Raw genomic sequence first — 17,851 nt, 5'->3', positions numbered from 1 at the left:
AGGAACGGATCAATCGGGTTGTGCTCTCTCCGAGCGGTTCTTAGTTTCTTTATTGTCAAAAAAATTGTCACAAACCCAACCAAAAATGAGAGTACAAACAATACTACATTCTCTCTGCGATCATTTTCGATATCACGGCCTATATAACCCATTTCCTCTTCTCCATTCGTATCAAGGTAGGTTGTGTGAAAATTCTAATAGCCTTTAATTCACGCTTTTATCCACGCGTCCGGTGAATGGATTGCTCGAAATGGCAGAAACCTCTGTTGTAACAGTTGGAAATTCACTTCTTAGCATCTTTGCTAACGACTCAAGATATATAAACTCACTCGCATAGTGTGGCAGATCCAACAGTGCTGGCACGGCAAGCGCATTAGCTCGCGACTCGATATGCTCAAGTGCCGGGTGATGGCGCAGATCTGAGGTGATGTATGCGTCGACATCAAGCTGAGAGACAGTCTCGAGCAGTGAATCGCCAGCCCCCGGGCAGACCGCGATCCGCCCCACTTCACGGTCACCCGAGCCGGTATAAAGCACACCCTGCGCTGTCGCAGGAACAATGTCTGCGATCTGCCTCGCAAGCCCAACAACCGTGGTTTTCGCGGGCAAATCTGCCACAACCCCCATTCCGAAAAGCTTGGAATCCCCCACCGGCTCGTTTGTCTGCGGCGCGACGAGCGGTGCAGCATTTTTAAGCTGCAGGGCATCAATCCAGGCGCCAACCGTGCCCGCACGGGAGCGATCAGAGTTGGTGTGGCCGCACCACAGCGCGCCCCTTGACTGTATGAGTTTGGTAATCACCGCGCCCTTACCGGTTTCGGTTGTCAGAAAACTTACCGGTCGCAGCAGCAGTGGGTGGTGCGTGAGCAGCAGGGTTCCCGTATTTTGAGCCGCTGCGTTAGCTTCAGCAACTGTTGGATCCACCGCAAGGCGGATATGCGAAATTGTTTGATCCGGATCCCCAGCAACTAAACCAACTCGATCCCAGTCTTCAGCCCAGTCGAGCGGATAAAGCTCTTCAAGGAAAGCGCGAATAGTTGATAGTTTCACAGCCATGAAAACAGCTTATACGTTTTGAGAATTTTGTGGACCTAACGAGACTCGAACTCGTGACCCCCTGCATGCCATGCAGGTGCGCTACCAGCTGCGCCATAGGCCCTTTTGTTCTGTGTAGAACAACAAATATTTATATTAGTGCTTTTTGCAGGTTAAAACAAATTACACGGCCGGCAAATGCTTTGAGAGATCAATTTTAGCTCCGTCAGACCAGAGCCGCTCAAGCACATAGTATTCACGCTCTTCTTCGTGAAAGACGTGCACAATGAGATCACCGAAATCAAGCAAGATCCAGCGCCCTAACTCGCGCCCCTCACGCCGCAGAGTTTTATAACCCGCAGCATTAAGCTCGTCTTCAATATCACGCGCTATCGCCTGCACATTGCGTTCCACAGCTCCGGAGACGATCATAAAAATGTCGGCATACCCGAACACCTCAGAAACGTTAAGAGCGATCGGATCCTGCCCATCAGATTTGAGCGAGGCGGGAACAGCGATGTCTAACATCGCTAAAGCTGAACTGTTTTGCATTACTAGCTAAAGACTCCATTAAATGCGGCCACGACAGTGGCGATAGAAGCGAGGATGAGCACCCCGGTACCGATTGCAAACACCAGCGGCTTTTTACTCGAATCTGCTTTAGTCTGCTCCACGGCCGGCATTGCCTGCGCGTGTCGTGAAGACACAGCAGATAGCGCGCTCTTCGGGCGCGAAGAGGTATCGCCTGCTGCTGCTTCAATATCGAGCAGCGCATCAAAATCTTCGTCAACACCGTGCAACGAATGGTGGGCACCTGTTTCGCCCAGCGCCTGCGGCAGGTCGATTGATCCGGATGCAAAAAGCTCCCCGGTTGAGTTGATTGACTCAACAAGATCACTGCCAGACGGCATGCTCGGCAGTATCAAAGCTGAGGTGCCGCTTGTGATGGTTGCTGAGCTCTCATCAGAAACAACTCTGGAGATCAGGGTATCAAAACCGCTCGTCTCAGGAGCATCTGACATCTTGCGATCAGACTCAGGGTCAAAGACAGACTCTTCTTCAAACGGCACGATATCTGGGAAACTGTGGCCCCCGCCAACAATCGCAGATTTAGGTTGCGCTGTTGCACCACCAGCAGTCTCTGCAGGCTCAGCAGTGTCTGCAGCTTCAAGTTCTGCTGATGTCTCAAGCTCAGCAGCAGTTACATCGTCTAACTGTTCAATAGAAACGATCTCTGCATCATCAGCCGCTGCTGCGACCTCAGAATTTTCTACCGCAACCACCTCTACAGAATCAGCCTGTGCTGGTTCCGTCTCAGCAGCCTCTGCAGTTTCGTGAGACTCTTTTTTGCCACCAAACGGCCAGAATGAGATTTTGCGTGACGCAGCACTATCCGCATCCACATCGACGGCGGATTCTTCTGCAGCTGTTTCTTCTGCAGGCTGCGCAGCATCTTGCGGGTCAACAGTTGAGGTTGGATCCTCAGCTAGCATCTCTTGCAGGCTGAGGGCTTCGGTAGCTGGCAGTGCGTCTTCATCGAACTGTGCGTCACTTGCCGCAGCCTGCACACCGTATTCACGAATAGGCCCGTTTTCGGCTTCCCACTCGCTGATGATGCGATCCAACTCCTGCGTATGCAGTTCACGTCGCTGACGACGTGTCAGCGGGCTGCCATCTGGGTTGCTACTTGGAAGCTGCACGCTTGATTCAAGCTGCTCAAGAATCGTGAGCTGCTCAGGGGTTAACTCAGCGCCCTGCTCAAGCAGCACTGGAATTGATCCGGTCTCTGTAGCAGCTGGATTGAAAGCGTCACCTAATCCAACGTTGGGGGCATTAGACGCCCCACGGCCGTTTTGATTCTGCTCAGTCATCATCTGCCTTTTCATCTATATACAGTCGGTGTTTTGCAATGTACTGCACCACACCGTCGGGGACTAAGTACCACACAGGGTGCCCCTGTTTGACTCGGCTACGACAGTCTGTTGAGGAGATAGCCATAGCTGGTACTTCTAATAAACTAACATTGTCGCCGGATAATCCGCTCAAAGACAGTTCATGTCCGGGTCTTGAAACTGCGATAAAGTGGGCCAAACCCCAGATTTCTTCGACGTCTTTCCAATTCAATATCTGAGCTATTGCATCAGCTCCGGTAATAAAAAAGAGCTCATCATCGGGAAACTGTTGGCGCAAATCACGAAGAGTATCAACCGTGTATGTTGGGCCCGCACGATCGATGTCTACTCTGCTCACAGTGAACTGTGGGTTGCTGGCGGTTGCGATCACAGTCATTAGATAGCGATGCTCCCCAGGCGAGACCCCTGACTTTTGCCAGGGCCTGCCGGTGGGCACAAATATCACCTCATCCAGCCCGTAGCTGTGAGCAACCTCACTTGCTGCGACAAGGTGACCGTGGTGAATCGGGTCAAAGGTGCCACCCATGACACCGATGCGCCGCCTCGAGTGTGCCATCGTGCTTAACGGTGGTGCGGAGCCTGCCCACCAAACTTCTGCTTGTACTGCTCAGCCTTTTCTGCGTGACGGTTAGCAACGTCGCGGAAGCTGAAAGTTACAACTGCGAGAGCGATAAAAGCAACAATAGCAATGAGCCCGAAAACAATAGCGGGCATCGGGAGTTCATTAACAACTGCAGCACCCTCGGCAGTAATGAAGCTAACTGCGTTCATAGTTATCACCTATCTGAAATCGGTAAATAGTAACTCCCCCATGTTATCAGGGAACCACCAGCTATCAGTGGCGAATATCGCCGTTTCCGCGCGTAATCCACTTCGTGCTGGTCAATTCGGTAATTCCCATCGGCCCGCGCGCGTGCAGTTTCTGTGTTGAAATGCCAACCTCTGCGCCAAAGCCAAACACACCGCCGTCTGTAAATCTGGAAGATGCGTTTACGATCACGCTTGCTGCATCAACTTCTGCGATAAATTTTTCAACGACAGAGTAGTCTTCTGCGAGCACAACTTCAGTGTGTCTCGTCGAATATCGGTCGATGTGGGCGATCGCCTCGTCAACATCAGAAACAACCCGAATACCAAGTCGCAACGCTAGGTGCTCTGTGCCCCAGATACTGTCATCGGCGGCAGACACTGTGCTGCCAAGGGCAACAGCTGCAGCATCGCCTAAGAGCTCAACACGGTCAGCGATTCTGCTCTCAATCGCAGCAATAACCTCAGGGGCAACCTGCTCATGCACTAAAACAGTGTCTACGGCGTTGCAGACGCCAGGGCGCTGCACTTTTGCGTTTTCAACTATCGCCGGAACTGTCTCCAGATTCGCACTCTTATCAATATAGATGTGCACAACTCCAGCGCCAGTCTCAATCACCGGCACCTTCGCCTCACGCACTACTGTTTCAATCAGGTTTGCGGATCCGCGGGGAATGAGCACATCAATATAACCGCGCGCCCGCATCATGGCTGTCGCGCCTGCACGACCAAACTCATCAACGGTTTGCACCGCTGCGCGTGGAAAACCTGAAATTTCTAAGGCATCCTGAATGATGGCGATTAGAACTGCGTTTGTCTCTTCTGCAGCACTACCGCCACGCAGCACAACAGCATTACCGCTTTTTATTGCTAGCGAGGCGATATCAACTGTGACGTTGGGGCGTGCTTCATAAATCGCGCCAATCACGCCGAACGGCACGCGCACTTGTGTGAGCCGCAGGCCGTTTGGCAGGGTTGAGCCGCGCACAATTTCACCGATCGGATCACGCAGGCTAATTACTTCAGCAATGGCATCACTGAGCGCGGTTACCCGCTCAGCGTTGAGCATAAGACGATCCTGGATGCTCTGCGCCATACCGTTCTCTTTAGCGCGAGCCAGATCTTTTTGGTTGGCTGCGATAATTTCATCGGTGTGTTTACGTAAGCCGAGCGCAATATTTTTCAGCGCTTCATTTTTAGAGTTTGTTGACGCAGTTGCAAATTTTTTCGCTGCCTCACGTCCGGCTGACAGCTTCTGATAGATGGCTTCCTCGCACATGCCCTAATCCTACTCAAATTTTACGTGGTTCAAACCAAGTGCCGTGTGACTCACCGTCTATAAGAGCGGCGAAAAGTTTTGTATCGGTGAGCACCACACGCACACCGTGCGCTGCCGCGTATTTGGCTGCCGCAACCTTGGTTAGCGCTCCCCCGGTGCCCCACCCCGATTTAGCTTCACCAATCTGCACACCGCTTAAGTCGTCACCAAACGGCACAAACTGTATCGGTTGCGCTTCAGGGTTATTAGGTGGTGCTGTGTAAAGAGCAGCTACGTCACTCAGCAACACAAGCTGATCCGCCTTTACCAGCTTCGCAACTAGCGAAGCAAGCCGGTCGTTGTCTCCGAAGCGAATTTCTGTCGTTGCAACCGAGTCATTTTCGTTGATGATCGGAATAGCGCCAAGCTCAAGCATACGATTCAGTGTTGCTTGAGCGTTAGCAGAGCGTTCGGCTGAGTCGAAGTCTGAGGGGGTGAGCAAAATCTGCCCGATAACTATGTCATAAAAGCCGAAGGCCCGCTGGTAGCGGTTAATCAGAACGTTCTGCCCCACAGCGGCTGCCGCCTGCTGAGTCGCGAGATCTTCCGGTCTTGCAGACAGCTGCAGAAATGGCACACCGCTGGAGATCGCGCCTGAAGAGACGAGTATCACCTCACTGCCGGCAGCGTGCAGCCGCGCCAAGGATGCAGCTAGTTGCGGAATTTGCTGTTTGTTTTCGCCGCTGACCGACGACGAACCCACCTTTACTACAATGCGGTTTCCGTGTTGCAGCTTGCGGTTATCGGCCACAGCTAGTCTTCCTTCCACAGTCCGGCTTCGCGCTCCCGCTCTAGCTCTTCACGCATCGCGGCTTTAGCGTCCATCCACTCGTGATATTCTTTGCGGCGCTCCTTGTTTGTGCGGCGATCGCTCTGGTCAATGCGGCTGTCAGTGCCGCGGGCTCCCACAACCTGCACCTCTGCTGCTGAAGTTAGGGTTGGTTCCCAGTCGAAAACAACGCCCTCACCCTCGCCGATCACAACCGTAGAACCGGCGACAGCGCCCGCCTTTACAAGACCTTCCTCAATGCCTATCTTGTTCAGGCGGTCTGCGAGATACCCTATCGCTTCATCGTTGGTGAAGTCGCACTGTTTTACCCAGCGTTCCGGCTTCGCTCCAAGGATCCTGTAAACCGGGCCGTAGCTGCCCCCCTCCACAGTAATCGTGAATGAGGCTTCGCGAGATTTCGGCTGTGGGCGCAGCACGATCCGCTCAGACTGCTGCTCTTGTTTTGCAGCAAGTTTCGCTGCCCGATCGGTCTCAACAATCTCTCCGAGTGCATAACCGAGCTCTTGCAGGCCTTCTCTGGTCACAGTCGAGATTAGGAACACACGATAACCGCGCTCCTCAAGCTCACCCTTCATAAATTCTGCCATCTCGCGCCCGTCAGGAATATCGACCTTATTCAGGGCAACCAGTTGCGGTCGCTCCAAGAGTGGCGTCTGCCCCTCAGGCACAGGATAGGCGGCGAGCTCACGCAGAATTACATCAAGATCGCTTACCGGATCGCGTTCCGGCTCAAGCGCCGCCGCATCGAGCACATGCAGCAGCGCACTACAGCGCTCAACGTGACGGAGGAAGTCGAGACCAAGCCCCTTACCCTCACTGGCCCCCTCAATCAGACCGGGCACATCGGCGATTGTGAAGCGATGGCCGCCGTGCTCCACAACACCGAGGTTGGGGTGCAGTGTTGTAAATGGATAGTCAGCAATTTTCGGTTTCGCCGCACTCATTGCGGCAATAAGGCTTGATTTACCTGCAGACGGGTAACCAACCAGAGCAACATCCGCGATAGTTTTCAGCTCAAGAGTGAGCGTCACCTCTTCGCCCGCAATACCCAGCAGCGCAAAGCCCGGAGCCTTACGTTTGGTGCTGGCGAGTGCTGCATTCCCTAAACCGCCCTGGCCTCCCTGTGCGGCAACAAAGGTATCCCCAGGCTCCGTAAGATCAGCGAGCACCGCACCGGTTTCAGACTTCACAACAGTGCCTGGCGGAACCTCAAGCTGTAAGGATTCACCGTGCGCACCATTGCGCCAGTCTCCGGCGCCGTAAGCTCCGTTGGACGCAGCACGGTGTGGGCGTCTGTGAAAATCTAAGAGTGTGGTCACCTGCTCTGTGGCGGTGAGCACAATATCACCGCCGTTACCACCGTTCCCGCCGTCAGGGCCTGCAAGCGGCTTAAACTTCTCCCGCTTTACGGAGACACAACCGTTCCCGCCGTTGCCTGCGTTGAAAAAAACCTGGACTCGGTCAACGAAGGTAACCATCTTATCGTCTCCTGAAATTCTGCCTGCTGCGACTAAAAAGGACGAGCCGCAGCTCGTCCTTCTAGAGTATCGCTAGCTTCTTAAGCAGCGACTACGTTTACAACTTTGCGACCGCCCTTGGTGCCAAACTCAACGGCTCCAGCTGCGAGAGCAAAGAGAGTGTCGTCGCCACCGCGGCCAACGTTAGCGCCTGGGTGGAACTTGGTGCCGTGCTGACGCACCAGGATCTCACCTGCGTTTACCTGCTGGCCACCAAAGCGCTTTACGCCGAGGTACTGTGGGTTTGAGTCACGGCCGTTACGGGTAGATGCCGCGCCTTTCTTATGTGCCATTATGAGCTCCTTAAAAACTAAAAACTAAACTTACTTGATGCCAGTAATCTTCAGACGGGTCAGATCCTGACGGTGACCCTGACGGCGCTTGTAGCCAGTCTTGTTCTTGTAACGCTGGATCACAATCTTCGGACCGCGCAGATCTTCAACAACCTCAGCAGTCACCTTTACCTTAGCGAGCTTGTCAGCGTCGGTGGTGATCTTGTCTCCGTCAACCAAAAGCACAGCTGGAAGCTCTACAATGCCCTTTTCATCACCGGCAATGCGGTTGGTGACGATGGTTGAGCCAACCTCGACCTTTTCCTGACGGCCGCCGGCGCGCACTACTGCGTAAACCATTTGATACCTATTTCTTAATACATGAACCAATCGAATTAAGTCTTCGACGGCCCTAGAACCAACACCCTTAATACCTACGTATTTTGGGAAACCACTAATCCACCGAATTAACGATAGAACCAAGTGTCAAGTTTAGTCTTAAACCCGACTTTTGGTCAAACATCGTGCAACGTGTGTCGCACTTAGTTACTCAGCGCTGTCAGCGGGGCGCGACAGACGACGCGAGACGCGGCGCGAGCGTGTGCCGGGCGCTGGAGGCTCTGGCAGGGCCTCAAAGATGGCATCCAGGGTTGCAAGATCAGCATCTGCTCGCACACTCTTGCGGCTGCTTTTATGCTCTTCGAGTTGCTGCACATCAGCGACAAGATCGTCGATCAGGTTGTCTGACTTCTCTACGCGCTTTGCCCGACGCTTCTTTTGCACAGGCTGGCTTGTTTCAGTTTGCTTCGCCTGCTCTTTGCCCTGCCCAGCAGCATCACTGCTCTGTTCTGCAGCAACCGCGTCCGTCTGTGCTTCTGCCTGATCTTGAGCATCACTGGTCTGCGAAATTGTTGATGCGGCGATTTGCGCAATCATCGTCTTCGCACCCTCGGTGAGGGCGTGTGCCTTTGTTTCTGAGGAATTCTGCACTGACTTATTGTTACCGTTGCTGCCGTTACGCCGGCGAGCCTGATTATCCTGTTTTCTGTGCTGCACTGGGTCGTGCTGCACGATAACGCCTCGGCCAGCGCAAACCTCACAGGGTTCGCTAAATGTTTCAAGCAGACCGAGTCCGAGCTTCTTTCGGGTCATCTGCACAAGGCCCAGGGAGGTAACCTCAGCAACCTGGTGTTTTGTGCGATCACGCCCAAGGCACTCAACTAGACGGCGCAGCACAAGATCACGGTTGGATTCAAGCACCATATCGATAAAGTCGATGACGACAATTCCGCCGATATCTCTAAGTCGCAACTGTCGCACAATCTCTTCAGCGGCTTCAAGATTGTTCTTTGTCACCGTCTCTTCGAGATTGCCGCCGGATCCAACGAATTTGCCGGTGTTCACATCGATAACAGTCATTGCCTCAGTACGGTCAATAACAAGCGACCCACCCGAGGGCAACCACACCTTACGCTCAAGCGCTTTTTGAATCTGCTCGGTGATCCGGTATTTATCGAAAACGTCACGTTCACCGTCGTAGAGTGTTACTCGAGACAGCAGATCTGGCGCGAGTTGCTCAAGATAGCCGGCGATTGTGCTGTGTGTTTCAGCGCCAGAGATGATGAGCTCTTCGAAGTCTTCGTTGAAGACATCGCGAATAATTTTGATGAGCATATCGGGCTCTGAGTGCAGCACGGCAGGGCCGCCACCCTTGGAAACACGTGCTTGGATCTCTTCCCACTGCTTAGTGAGATGCTGCACATCGCGGGTTAGCTGTTCTTCTGTCGCACCTTCAGCGGCGGTGCGCACAATCACGCCCGATCCGTCTGGCACGATCTCTTTTAGGATCTTCTTTAAGCGTGCGCGTTCGGTATCTGGGAGTTTGCGCGAGATACCGTTCATTGCTCCGCCTGGCACGTAAACGAGGAAACGACCGGGCAGAGAAATTTGACTCGTCAGTCGCGCACCCTTATGCCCTACCGGATCCTTAGTAACCTGCACTAGGACGGTATCGCCGGGGTTGAGCACTTTCTCAATTTTGCGTGAGTTGTTGCTGCCACTGTAGTCAGACCAATCAACCTCACCAGAGTAGAGCACAGCATTACGCCCACGGCCGATATCGACGAAAGCAGCCTCCATGCTCGGAAGCACATTCTGCACACGACCGAGGTATACGTTTCCGATTATTGACGCTTCGCTAGAGCGTGCAACATAGTGCTCAACTAGAACTTTGTCCTCTAGCACGCCAATTTGAATACGATCCTGTTTTGTGTTGACGACCATTCGCCTGTCAACGGCTTCACGGCGCGCTAAAAATTCAGATTCGGTAACCACCAAACGACGCCGACCCTGGTCGCGGTTTTCACGACGGCGCTGCTTCTTTGCCTCTAGGCGGGTTGAGCCCTTAACCTTTTGAGGCTCACTGACCTGTGTTTTATCTTCGTTACGCTGGTCGCGTGCGTCACCTCTGCGATGCTTACGACGATTACCGGTTTCGCTTTCTTCATCGTCGGCAGACTGATTGTCCCCGCGATTACGGCCGCGCTCCTCATTACGCTCAAATTTCTTCTGCTCAAAATCTGCGTCCTGAGTTTTAGTCAGAATAGATCCGAGCACATCATCCAGCTTGCGGAAGCCAGAGCGTCTCGGCCGCGGTGGCACCGGCGGCACATCTGGTGCCACAAACAGCAGTCGTTTTGTCGCAGAAAACTTTTCTGCCGCGCTCATTTCTGCAAGCGGTAAATGGATAGGCTGCCCAAAGGCGTCAGTTGTTGGAACTGAAGTATTTTCTAAGCTCTCGCTCTTGACTTCAGTATCTAACTGCGAGTTAGTTGTTTCGGTTTCTTGTTCTGTTTTATTCACCACGTGGGTGCACTCCTCATACGGCTGAAATTTCTTCAGCGCACTTAAATCTTTGCCGGCGGCGCCTCTGCCCCACTTACTCAGTGTGAGAAACGGCCGCACTGTAGCAATTAGTAGATCACAGTAGATCAAAAATCTTACGGATTCACGCAAGTAGCGCAAGACCTGAAATCTATTATTGCACCTACTTAAGCCTTCTTTATGAAAATCATCAATAAACTTAAAATTATGAATCAGTTTCCGGCAACTCGCGAACGTCTCCGCACCCTTGCGGTTTTCAATATTATTGCTGGCGCAGTAGGTCTTTTCGCAGCATTTGAGCTGGCTACTGAATACATCAAGAAACTAAAAAATCCTGAATATGTGACCAACTGTGATCTGTCAATTTTGGTGACCTGTGGCCCAAATATGGAGTCATGGCAGGGCTCAGTTTTTGGTTTCTCAAATACTATTCTCGGGCTGATGATGTTTACAGCACCCATTTTTGTGGGTGCGGCTCTTTTAGCTGGCGCCCGCTTTAACCGGTTTTTCTGGCTGCTCTACCTTGCCGGCCTCACATTTGGCATTGGCTTTGTTTTCTGGCTCAGCTTTCAGTCTATTTTCATCATCGGCACTCTCTGCCCGTGGTGCATGGTGGTCTGGACCGCAACTATTCCGCTGTTCTGGATAAATCTCAGCTTCGCTTTAAAGCATGGAGTTTTTGGCAGAAAACTACCGGGACTAGCTTCCTGGGCGTGGGTTGCGATTCTTGCAAGCTACCTGCTTATTGCGGTGATGGCGCAAGCAAATCTAAATTGGATCGGCCAAATTTTTTAACTCTGCAAACACTCGAGCGACCTGCGCTGCGGTCTCTTCCTGTGTCACATCTGTTTGGATCACCCAGTCTGCGACAGCGAGGCGCTCAGCTTCACTCGCCTGCGCGTCGATCCTGCGCTGCGCATCTGCAACGCTCATACCGCGGTTTTCTACCAGGCGAGAAAGCCGCACTCGCGGATCCGCACTGAGAATGATGTTACCCGCATAGTTCCCCGCTAATTGCGCTTCAACGAGCAGCGGTACCTGATACACGATTATTGCGTTCGGATCGTTTTTCTCAATCACTTTGAAGCATTCTCTGCCTAAACGCTGCACCTCGGGGTGCACAATTGCTTCAAGCTGTTTTAACTTTCTATCTGATGCAAAAACGATCTGCCCGAGGGCTAAGCGGTCTAACGATCCGTCGGCTAAAAGCAGATCGTCTCCAAACGCTTTGGCAATATTAGCTAACGCACGGGAGCCGGGGGCGACAGCCTCTCGTGCGAGTTCATCTGCATCAACGCTGTATGCGCCGAGCTTAGTAAACATGTCAGCGACGGTGCTTTTCCCAGCGCCGATACCCCCGCTTAATGCAAATACAACCATAGTTTCTAGATTACTTGTAATAGAAAACCCCGCGACCAAAATTCATTAGTCGCGGGGAAATCTACTTATAGCTTAGGGAATTAGTTACCCTCTAGCTGCTCTTTAAGCGCTGCGAGTGCTTCGTCGTCAGCGAGAGTGCCTGCTGCGTCGGTGTCTGAAGTAAATTCAGCAGCCGGTGCGGCATCTCCTGCAGGTGCGACGTTTGCCTCAAGCTCATTAGCGGCAGCAACCTGTGCCTTGTGAGCTTCCCAACGTGCCTGTGCAGCAGCGTACTCCTGCTCCCAAGCCTCGCGCTCTGCCTCGAAGCCTTCCTTCCACTCCTGGGTCTCAGGATCGAAGCCTTCTGGGTACTTGTATTCACCGTTCTCGTCGTATTCAGTGGTCATACCGTAGAGAGCTGGATCAAACTCGGTGCCCTCTGGGTCAACACCCTCGTTTGCCTGCTTCAGGCTGAGTGAGATACGACGACGGTCGAGGTCGATGTCGATGATCTTAACGAATGCCTCTTGACCCACTGACACAACCTGCTCTGCCAGCTCAACGTGAGCAGCTGAGAGCTCTGAGATGTGCACGAGACCTTCGATGCCGTCGGCTACGCGTACGAATGCGCCGAATGGCACAAGCTTTGTAACCTTGCCCGGTGTGATCTGACCGATTGCGTGGGTGCGTGCAAACACCTGCCATGGATCTTCCTGAGTTGCCTTCAGTGAGAGAGATACGCGCTCACGATCCATCTCTACTGAAAGAACTTCAACAGTAACTTCCTGGCCTACTTCAACTACCTCTGAAGCGTGCTCAATGTGCTTCCAGCTGAGCTCTGAAACGTGCACGAGGCCGTCTACACCGCCGAGGTCAACGAATGCACCGAAGTTGACGATAGATGAGATAACACCCTTGCGCACCTGACCTGGCTTGAGCTCCTGCAGGAATGATGAGCGGCTTGCTGACTGTGTCTCTTCAAGCAGAGCGCGACGTGACAGCACAACATTGTTGCGGTTCTTATCGAGCTCCAGAATCTTCGCTTCGATCTCCTGCCCGAGGTACGGGGTGAGGTCACGCACACGACGAAGTTCGATCAGTGAAGCTGGGAGGAAGCCGCGCAGACCGATGTCTACAATCAGACCACCCTTAACAACTTCAATTACGGTGCCGGTAACAACACCGTCAACTTCCTTAATGCCTTCCACATCGCCCCATGCGCGCTCGTACTGTGCGCGCTTCTTTGAAAGGAGCAGGCGGCCTTCTTTGTCTTCCTTCTGGAGAACGAGTGCCTCAACGGTATCGCCTACTTCGACGACCTCGCTCGGATCAACATCGTGCTTGATAGAAAGCTCACGTGAAGGGATTACACCCTCGGTCTTGTAGCCAACGTCGAGGAGCACCTCGTCGTGGTCGATCTTAACAACGGTGCCTTCAATCATGTCACCGTCGTTAAAATGCTTCAGTGTCTGCTCGACGGCGGCGAGGAAATCCTCTGCAGAGCCGATATCGTTTACGGCTACCTGGTTGCTCGCCTTGGTCGTCTTGCTGGTCATGTAATTATTCTCCAGAATGGATACAAATCGGGTTCTAGGCGCGGGCTGCGATTAGAACTAATGGACATAGTTAAACTGCCACAAACGTGACGGTTCAGTTTACCGCACTTTTATGCGTATTTTCAAGCATTTGCGCGTCTGTGTGTTGGCGGTTTAAGGTTTCGCCCTCAACGTCAAGATTTGGGAGCAACCTATCCAACCACTTCGGCAACCACCAGGCTTTACCACCGACAAGGTGCACCAGTGCTGGCATCAGAACAAGTCGCACCACGAAGGCGTCGACAAGAACTCCGAATGCGAGGCCGAAACCAACGGCACGGATCATGGTTGTGGCACTGAAAATAAACCCGCCAAAAACACTCATCATAATCAGAGCTGCGGCGATCACAACCGAGCGTCCCAAACGCAAGCCCTTCTGCACAGCAAGCCTTGCGGGCGTGCCGTGCACATAGGCTTCGCGCATACCGCTAGCGATAAAGAGCTGGTAATCCATCGCCAAACCAAACAGGATACCGATCACAATGATTGGCAGGAAGGCGATAATCGCACTTGGGTGATCCACCGCAAATACCTGAGCGAGAAAACCTTTCTGATAAATCGCGGTCATTGCGCCGAGGGTTGCAAGCAAGGAAAGCACGAAGCCTGCTGTGGCGATCAGCGGCACCAGAATCGAACGGAACACCAGAATCAGCACAATCAGCGAGAATCCGACAACCAGCGCAAGATATACGGGGAGCGCCGCCTGCAATTTATTGGATACGTCAATAGCCGCGGAGGCGTTGCCGGCAACGCCGTATCCTTCATCACGCAGTTCTGACACGAGCGCACGGGTCGTATCTGCGTCTTGATCTCCCGAAGGCAACACTTGGAACGCGTACGTGCCGGTCTTTATGTTATTAGCGATTGGGGCAACAGCAACAACCGCGTCATGATCCGCCAGCTTTCCAGCAGTCTCAGCCTGATTTTTCAGCACAGTTGCTTCTGCACCAGCAAAATCACTCTCGTTCAAAGGTTTGTGATTTGCAACAACAATAAGCGGCGCGTTTGCACCCTCACCAAACTCCTCAGCGATTGCAACATACGCCTTGTGCTGTGTGGTTTCTGCCGGCTCTGAAATTCCGGTTGGCAGCCCCAGCTTCATACCAAGCGCAGGTAACCCGATGAGCCCAAGCCCAACCACCGGCAGTAGCACCGAGGCGATTGCCCGGCCGCGAGACATCTCCCGCACCGGCTTTTCATCCCGGAACTGGCCCGCGGCAGCCTTGCGACGATCGGCACGGCTAATAACACGCATTCCGATTAAACCGAGCAACGCTGGGGTGAGGGTGATTGAAACAAGCACCGCAATAGCGACGCAGCCCGCTGCAACATAGCCCATCAGGCCGAGGAACGGAATTCCGGTGGTGCCCAAAGCCAGGAGCGCGATAATAACCGTAATACCGGCAAAAACTACTGCGTTACCGCTGGTTCCATTCGCCAACCCGATCGATTCCAAAAGCGGCACACGCTGCGCGAGCTGCTTGCGATGACGGTTAATAATGAAAAGTGAGTAGTCAATACCAACTGCAAGCCCAAGCATGATGCCCAGCACGGGGGTCACCGACATCATCTCAATGCTTCCTGAGAGCGACAGCGAGGCGGTTACACCGACGCCGACACCAACGATCGCGCTGAGCACTGGGATAACAGCCGGCAGCACCGCACGCATCAACACAAGGAGCACGATAAGTGCTACCGCAAGACCAACTATTTCACCAACACCGATAAGTTCTGGCACTGTCTGGGCCAGCTGTTGACTGAAGTGCACGTCTACCCCATCGGGCACACCGTTTTCAAAAGCTGAAACAATGCCGTCCCGCTCAGTGTCTAACAGTTCATAGAACTGTTTCTCAAGCACAACGTTGACAAGCGCGGTGGTGCCACTGTCTGAAATAACCCGCGCGTCTGTGGCATAGTCAAGCAACTGCTTGCCGAGTGTAAGTTTCTCTTCTGCGGCTTGAAGCTCTGCTTTCCGTGCGGCTAGCTCTGCTCTAGAACTATTAAGCTGCTCTTCTCCTGCTTTCAGCTGCTCTTCTGCGGCCTCAAGCTGTGCAGTTTGTGCGGCTATCTGCGGGTTTGCTTGCGGATCGATACCAGCTGCCTGCAGTTGCGCGATGGCTCCTTCAAGCTGGCTGCGACCTGCAGCCGCCTGGTCACGACCAGCCTTTAGCTCAGCCTCAGCTGCAGTAAGCTGTTGCTCTCCGGCATTCAGCTGTGTGCGGCCATCCGCAATCTGCGCTTCGCCTGCGGTCACCTGCTCTCGCTGCTGCATGAGATCAGCCTCGGTAGCGAAGGGATCAACCACGCGGTCAACACCTGGTAAATCAGAAACTTCACTGAAAAGAGCGGCAAGATCCGCCCGCTGATCGGCTGTAAATTCGCTCTTCGCCTTGAGCACAACAACTGCTGAACCACCGGCAGCTTCAGGGATCTCAGCAGCGATCTGATCCGCAACCTTCTCAGTTTCTGTCTCCGGAATGTTTACCGCATTCGTGAGAGTGCCAGAAAAGGCGAAGAAAGACCCAACGCCGGCAGCCAACACGACCGTCCAAATAAGAATGACAGCCCATGCTTTTTGTGCTGCAAACCGACCGAGTTTGTAAAGAAATTTAGCCATTAGTCCTACTTTATTTACCTAAAACGATTTGCGCGCAAAGGCACCACGCAAAAGATCAATTGCGACCGAGATCAGCTCTTGCCAATGAGCATCAGCTTCTGGTGAATCTCGGAAATTTGCAAGCCACAACAGTGCAGATTCAGCAAGATAGACATGCAGAGTAGCGGCAAAAAAGATCACTTCCAGTCGTTTGCTGGGAGAAACAACCTGGAATTTTTGATGCACTGCCTCCTGCACGAGCAACCGCACTGAGTCAGCAAACATTGCATTGCTCTGCCTATCAGAGCCCTCACGCCAGTCGAGCATCTGCGCCAGGGTCACCAGCAGATTCTGCAGTTTAGAGCTGCGCAGCAGTGCTTCAAGATCGGTAATTGCTTCAGAGTAGCTAGCGTAGGGCGTCGGATCTGATTCGCCGCGCGACTGCAAAAACGACGCTGTAAATTCACGCACATGCTCTAAGGCAACCGCAACTTTTACATCATCGAGTGAGGCGAAGTGATTAAATACGGTTCGTCGCGAGACACCCGCCGCCGAAGCCAATTCAGTAGCGGAGAATGCGTTGTTATCTGCGCGCATCAAACGATTAGCTGCGGCAACAATTAATAGCGCAGCATCAGTTTTTGATTTCGGCACACCGAGTGGTGACAACGGTTCCATACATCCAGTGTAATCCTCAAATGCACTCAGTGCAAGGTCGAAATGCGGTTTATTTCCGCATCAAGAGGCTATTTCGTCCTATTATTAATTTTTATGCGCCCAGCTTCACACTCTCCAAAATTTGCCGCTTTAATGGCATCACTGTGCAGCATCCTCCTAGTGTCTGCCTGCTCGACACACACACCCGGTGTTGCCGCTGCTGCCGAAGTTGCTGCACTCGAAAAAGTATCTGAAACAGACCTGCCAGTGGCCGGCACTGCTTGGACGCTGGCAGAGCTTCCTGACACCACCGCCGAAGTTCCTGAGACTTGCAGCGATGTGCTGACGGTGACTGTGCGCGGCACGGCAGAACCGTACGGTGAAAAAAGTCTGGTCGTCAGCATTTCAAACATGCTGAAAAAGAAACTGGAGGCGTCAGAAGACAAAAAGAGCGATCCCTTCAAACCTGAGAGTGACTCTAAACGCTCTCAATCTGAAACTTCGCAGTCTGACAGTGATGCAAGCTCTGCATTTGATTCAGCAGCAAGCAAAGTCGGTTATGAGTTAATCGACGTTGACTACCCGGCCAGCTCTGAGTTTGGCGAGAGCGCACCCGAAGGCATGCGGAAGCTCATTGACATCCTTGAGATGCACAGCACAGAGTGCCCAAAACAAGAGATAGCTCTCATTGGCTACTCGCAGGGCGCCTATGTAATTGGTGAAGCGCTTACAGACCCTGACTCTCGTCTCTTAGGGCGGGGCGTCGGTGTCATCTCAGATGCCGCACTCGACCGGGTGAAAGCGATCATTTTTTACGGCGATCCCCGCTTCCTCGGGTCAGACTCTTTTGCTTACGGCACCTTCAAAGAGTCGGTTGATGGCGCTCTGCCGCGGCTTCCGGGCGCATTAGACAGGGCGGCGGATCGCATACGCTCTTTTTGTGTAGCCGAAGATATTGTCTGCCAAACCCGCGACTCATTTAATGAAGAAGGGCACATCGCCTACTTCGACAACGGTATGCGTGAAGAGGGAGTGGAGTTTATTCTCGATCGCTTAGACGCTAAATAAATCGCAGCATCTATTTGACTTTTGATGCCTCCCACTTATCA

General features: G+C 53.0%; 17 protein-coding genes and 1 tRNA gene. 2 read left to right on the top strand and 16 right to left on the bottom strand.

The annotated features are described in order from the left end of the window. Positions 1-204: 204 nt before the first annotated feature. The 12 genes from HCR00_RS01410 to HCR00_RS01355 all read right to left on the bottom strand — a co-directional run bounded on the left by HCR00_RS01410 (position 205) and on the right by HCR00_RS01355 (position 10,514). Complete coding sequence (locus HCR00_RS01410) at positions 205-1,056, bottom strand: Nif3-like dinuclear metal center hexameric protein (protein ID WP_167142134.1); 852 nt, start codon at positions 1,054-1,056, stop codon at positions 205-207. 30 nt (positions 1,057-1,086) lie between these two features. Further along, positions 1,087-1,159: transfer RNA gene (locus HCR00_RS01405), tRNA-Ala, on the bottom strand. A gap of 59 nt (positions 1,160-1,218) precedes the next feature. Beyond that, positions 1,219-1,587, bottom strand: coding sequence for a ribosome silencing factor (rsfS, locus tag HCR00_RS01400; protein WP_424945186.1), 369 nt, complete (start codon positions 1,585-1,587; stop codon positions 1,219-1,221). A 2-nt stretch (positions 1,588-1,589) separates the two neighbouring features. Beyond that, positions 1,590-2,906 carry a hypothetical protein gene (locus HCR00_RS01395; RefSeq protein WP_167142132.1) on the bottom strand — a complete coding sequence of 439 codons (1,317 nt, stop codon included), beginning with the start codon at positions 2,904-2,906 and terminating at the stop codon, positions 1,590-1,592. Beyond that, entirely contained in the window at positions 2,899-3,504 is a 606-nt protein-coding gene (gene nadD / locus HCR00_RS01390) for a nicotinate-nucleotide adenylyltransferase (RefSeq protein ID WP_167142129.1), read from the bottom strand. The genes HCR00_RS01395 and nadD overlap by 8 nt, the downstream gene beginning before the upstream one ends. Before the next feature lie 5 nt (positions 3,505-3,509). Further along, positions 3,510-3,719: a hypothetical protein gene (locus HCR00_RS01385; protein ID WP_166984872.1), complete on the bottom strand. Its 210-nt coding sequence runs from the start codon at positions 3,717-3,719 to the stop codon at positions 3,510-3,512. A 64-nt stretch (positions 3,720-3,783) separates the two neighbouring features. Continuing rightward, positions 3,784-5,034: a glutamate-5-semialdehyde dehydrogenase gene (locus HCR00_RS01380; RefSeq protein WP_167142126.1), complete on the bottom strand. Its 1,251-nt coding sequence runs from the start codon at positions 5,032-5,034 to the stop codon at positions 3,784-3,786. A gap of 13 nt (positions 5,035-5,047) precedes the next feature. Continuing rightward, positions 5,048-5,824, bottom strand: a complete 777-nt coding sequence (gene proB, locus HCR00_RS01375) for a glutamate 5-kinase (RefSeq protein WP_166984876.1) — start codon at positions 5,822-5,824, stop codon at positions 5,048-5,050. 2 nt (positions 5,825-5,826) lie between these two features. Further along, a complete protein-coding gene (gene obgE / locus HCR00_RS01370; RefSeq protein WP_167142123.1) occupies positions 5,827-7,341 on the bottom strand; it encodes a GTPase ObgE in 1,515 nt (504 codons plus the stop codon). 80 nt (positions 7,342-7,421) lie between these two features. Next, complete coding sequence (gene rpmA, locus HCR00_RS01365) at positions 7,422-7,673, bottom strand: 50S ribosomal protein L27 (RefSeq protein ID WP_166984880.1); 252 nt, start codon at positions 7,671-7,673, stop codon at positions 7,422-7,424. 30 nt (positions 7,674-7,703) lie between these two features. Continuing rightward, positions 7,704-8,012 carry a 50S ribosomal protein L21 gene (gene rplU / locus HCR00_RS01360; RefSeq protein ID WP_166984882.1) on the bottom strand — a complete coding sequence of 103 codons (309 nt, stop codon included), beginning with the start codon at positions 8,010-8,012 and terminating at the stop codon, positions 7,704-7,706. Between the two features lie 186 nt (positions 8,013-8,198). Then, positions 8,199-10,514: an Rne/Rng family ribonuclease gene (locus HCR00_RS01355; RefSeq protein WP_243854489.1), complete on the bottom strand. Its 2,316-nt coding sequence runs from the start codon at positions 10,512-10,514 to the stop codon at positions 8,199-8,201. 228 nt (positions 10,515-10,742) lie between these two features. Here HCR00_RS01355 and HCR00_RS01350 point away from each other — a divergent pair, with 228 nt between their 5' ends. Next, positions 10,743-11,330, top strand: coding sequence for a vitamin K epoxide reductase family protein (locus HCR00_RS01350; RefSeq protein ID WP_167142120.1), 588 nt, complete (start codon positions 10,743-10,745; stop codon positions 11,328-11,330). Here the strand turns inward: HCR00_RS01350 and coaE are convergent. The 4 genes from coaE to HCR00_RS01330 all read right to left on the bottom strand — a co-directional run bounded on the left by coaE (position 11,304) and on the right by HCR00_RS01330 (position 16,763). Further along, on the bottom strand, positions 11,304-11,915 hold the full coding sequence (coaE, locus tag HCR00_RS01345) for a dephospho-CoA kinase (RefSeq protein ID WP_167142117.1): 612 nt from the start codon (positions 11,913-11,915) through the stop codon (positions 11,304-11,306). The two genes, HCR00_RS01350 and coaE, sit on opposite strands and share 27 nt — an antisense overlap. Before the next feature lie 80 nt (positions 11,916-11,995). Then, positions 11,996-13,450: a 30S ribosomal protein S1 gene (gene rpsA, locus HCR00_RS01340; protein WP_166984888.1), complete on the bottom strand. Its 1,455-nt coding sequence runs from the start codon at positions 13,448-13,450 to the stop codon at positions 11,996-11,998. 94 nt (positions 13,451-13,544) lie between these two features. Further along, positions 13,545-16,106 (bottom strand): MMPL family transporter, encoded by a 2,562-nt coding sequence (locus HCR00_RS01335; RefSeq protein ID WP_167142114.1) that lies wholly within the window; start codon positions 16,104-16,106, stop codon positions 13,545-13,547. Positions 16,107-16,124: 18 nt separating this feature from the next. Beyond that, positions 16,125-16,763, bottom strand: coding sequence for a TetR/AcrR family transcriptional regulator (locus HCR00_RS01330; RefSeq protein ID WP_167142110.1), 639 nt, complete (start codon positions 16,761-16,763; stop codon positions 16,125-16,127). Between the two features lie 93 nt (positions 16,764-16,856). Here HCR00_RS01330 and HCR00_RS01325 point away from each other — a divergent pair, with 93 nt between their 5' ends. Further along, entirely contained in the window at positions 16,857-17,810 is a 954-nt protein-coding gene (locus tag HCR00_RS01325; RefSeq protein WP_167142108.1) for a cutinase family protein, read from the top strand. Positions 17,811-17,851: the final 41 nt, after the last annotated feature.

Source organism: Canibacter zhoujuaniae, assembly GCF_011752005.1.
GTDB lineage: Bacteria > Actinomycetota > Actinomycetes > Actinomycetales > Microbacteriaceae > Canibacter > Canibacter zhoujuaniae.
This window is presented reverse-complemented; position numbering and strand designations above follow the sequence as displayed.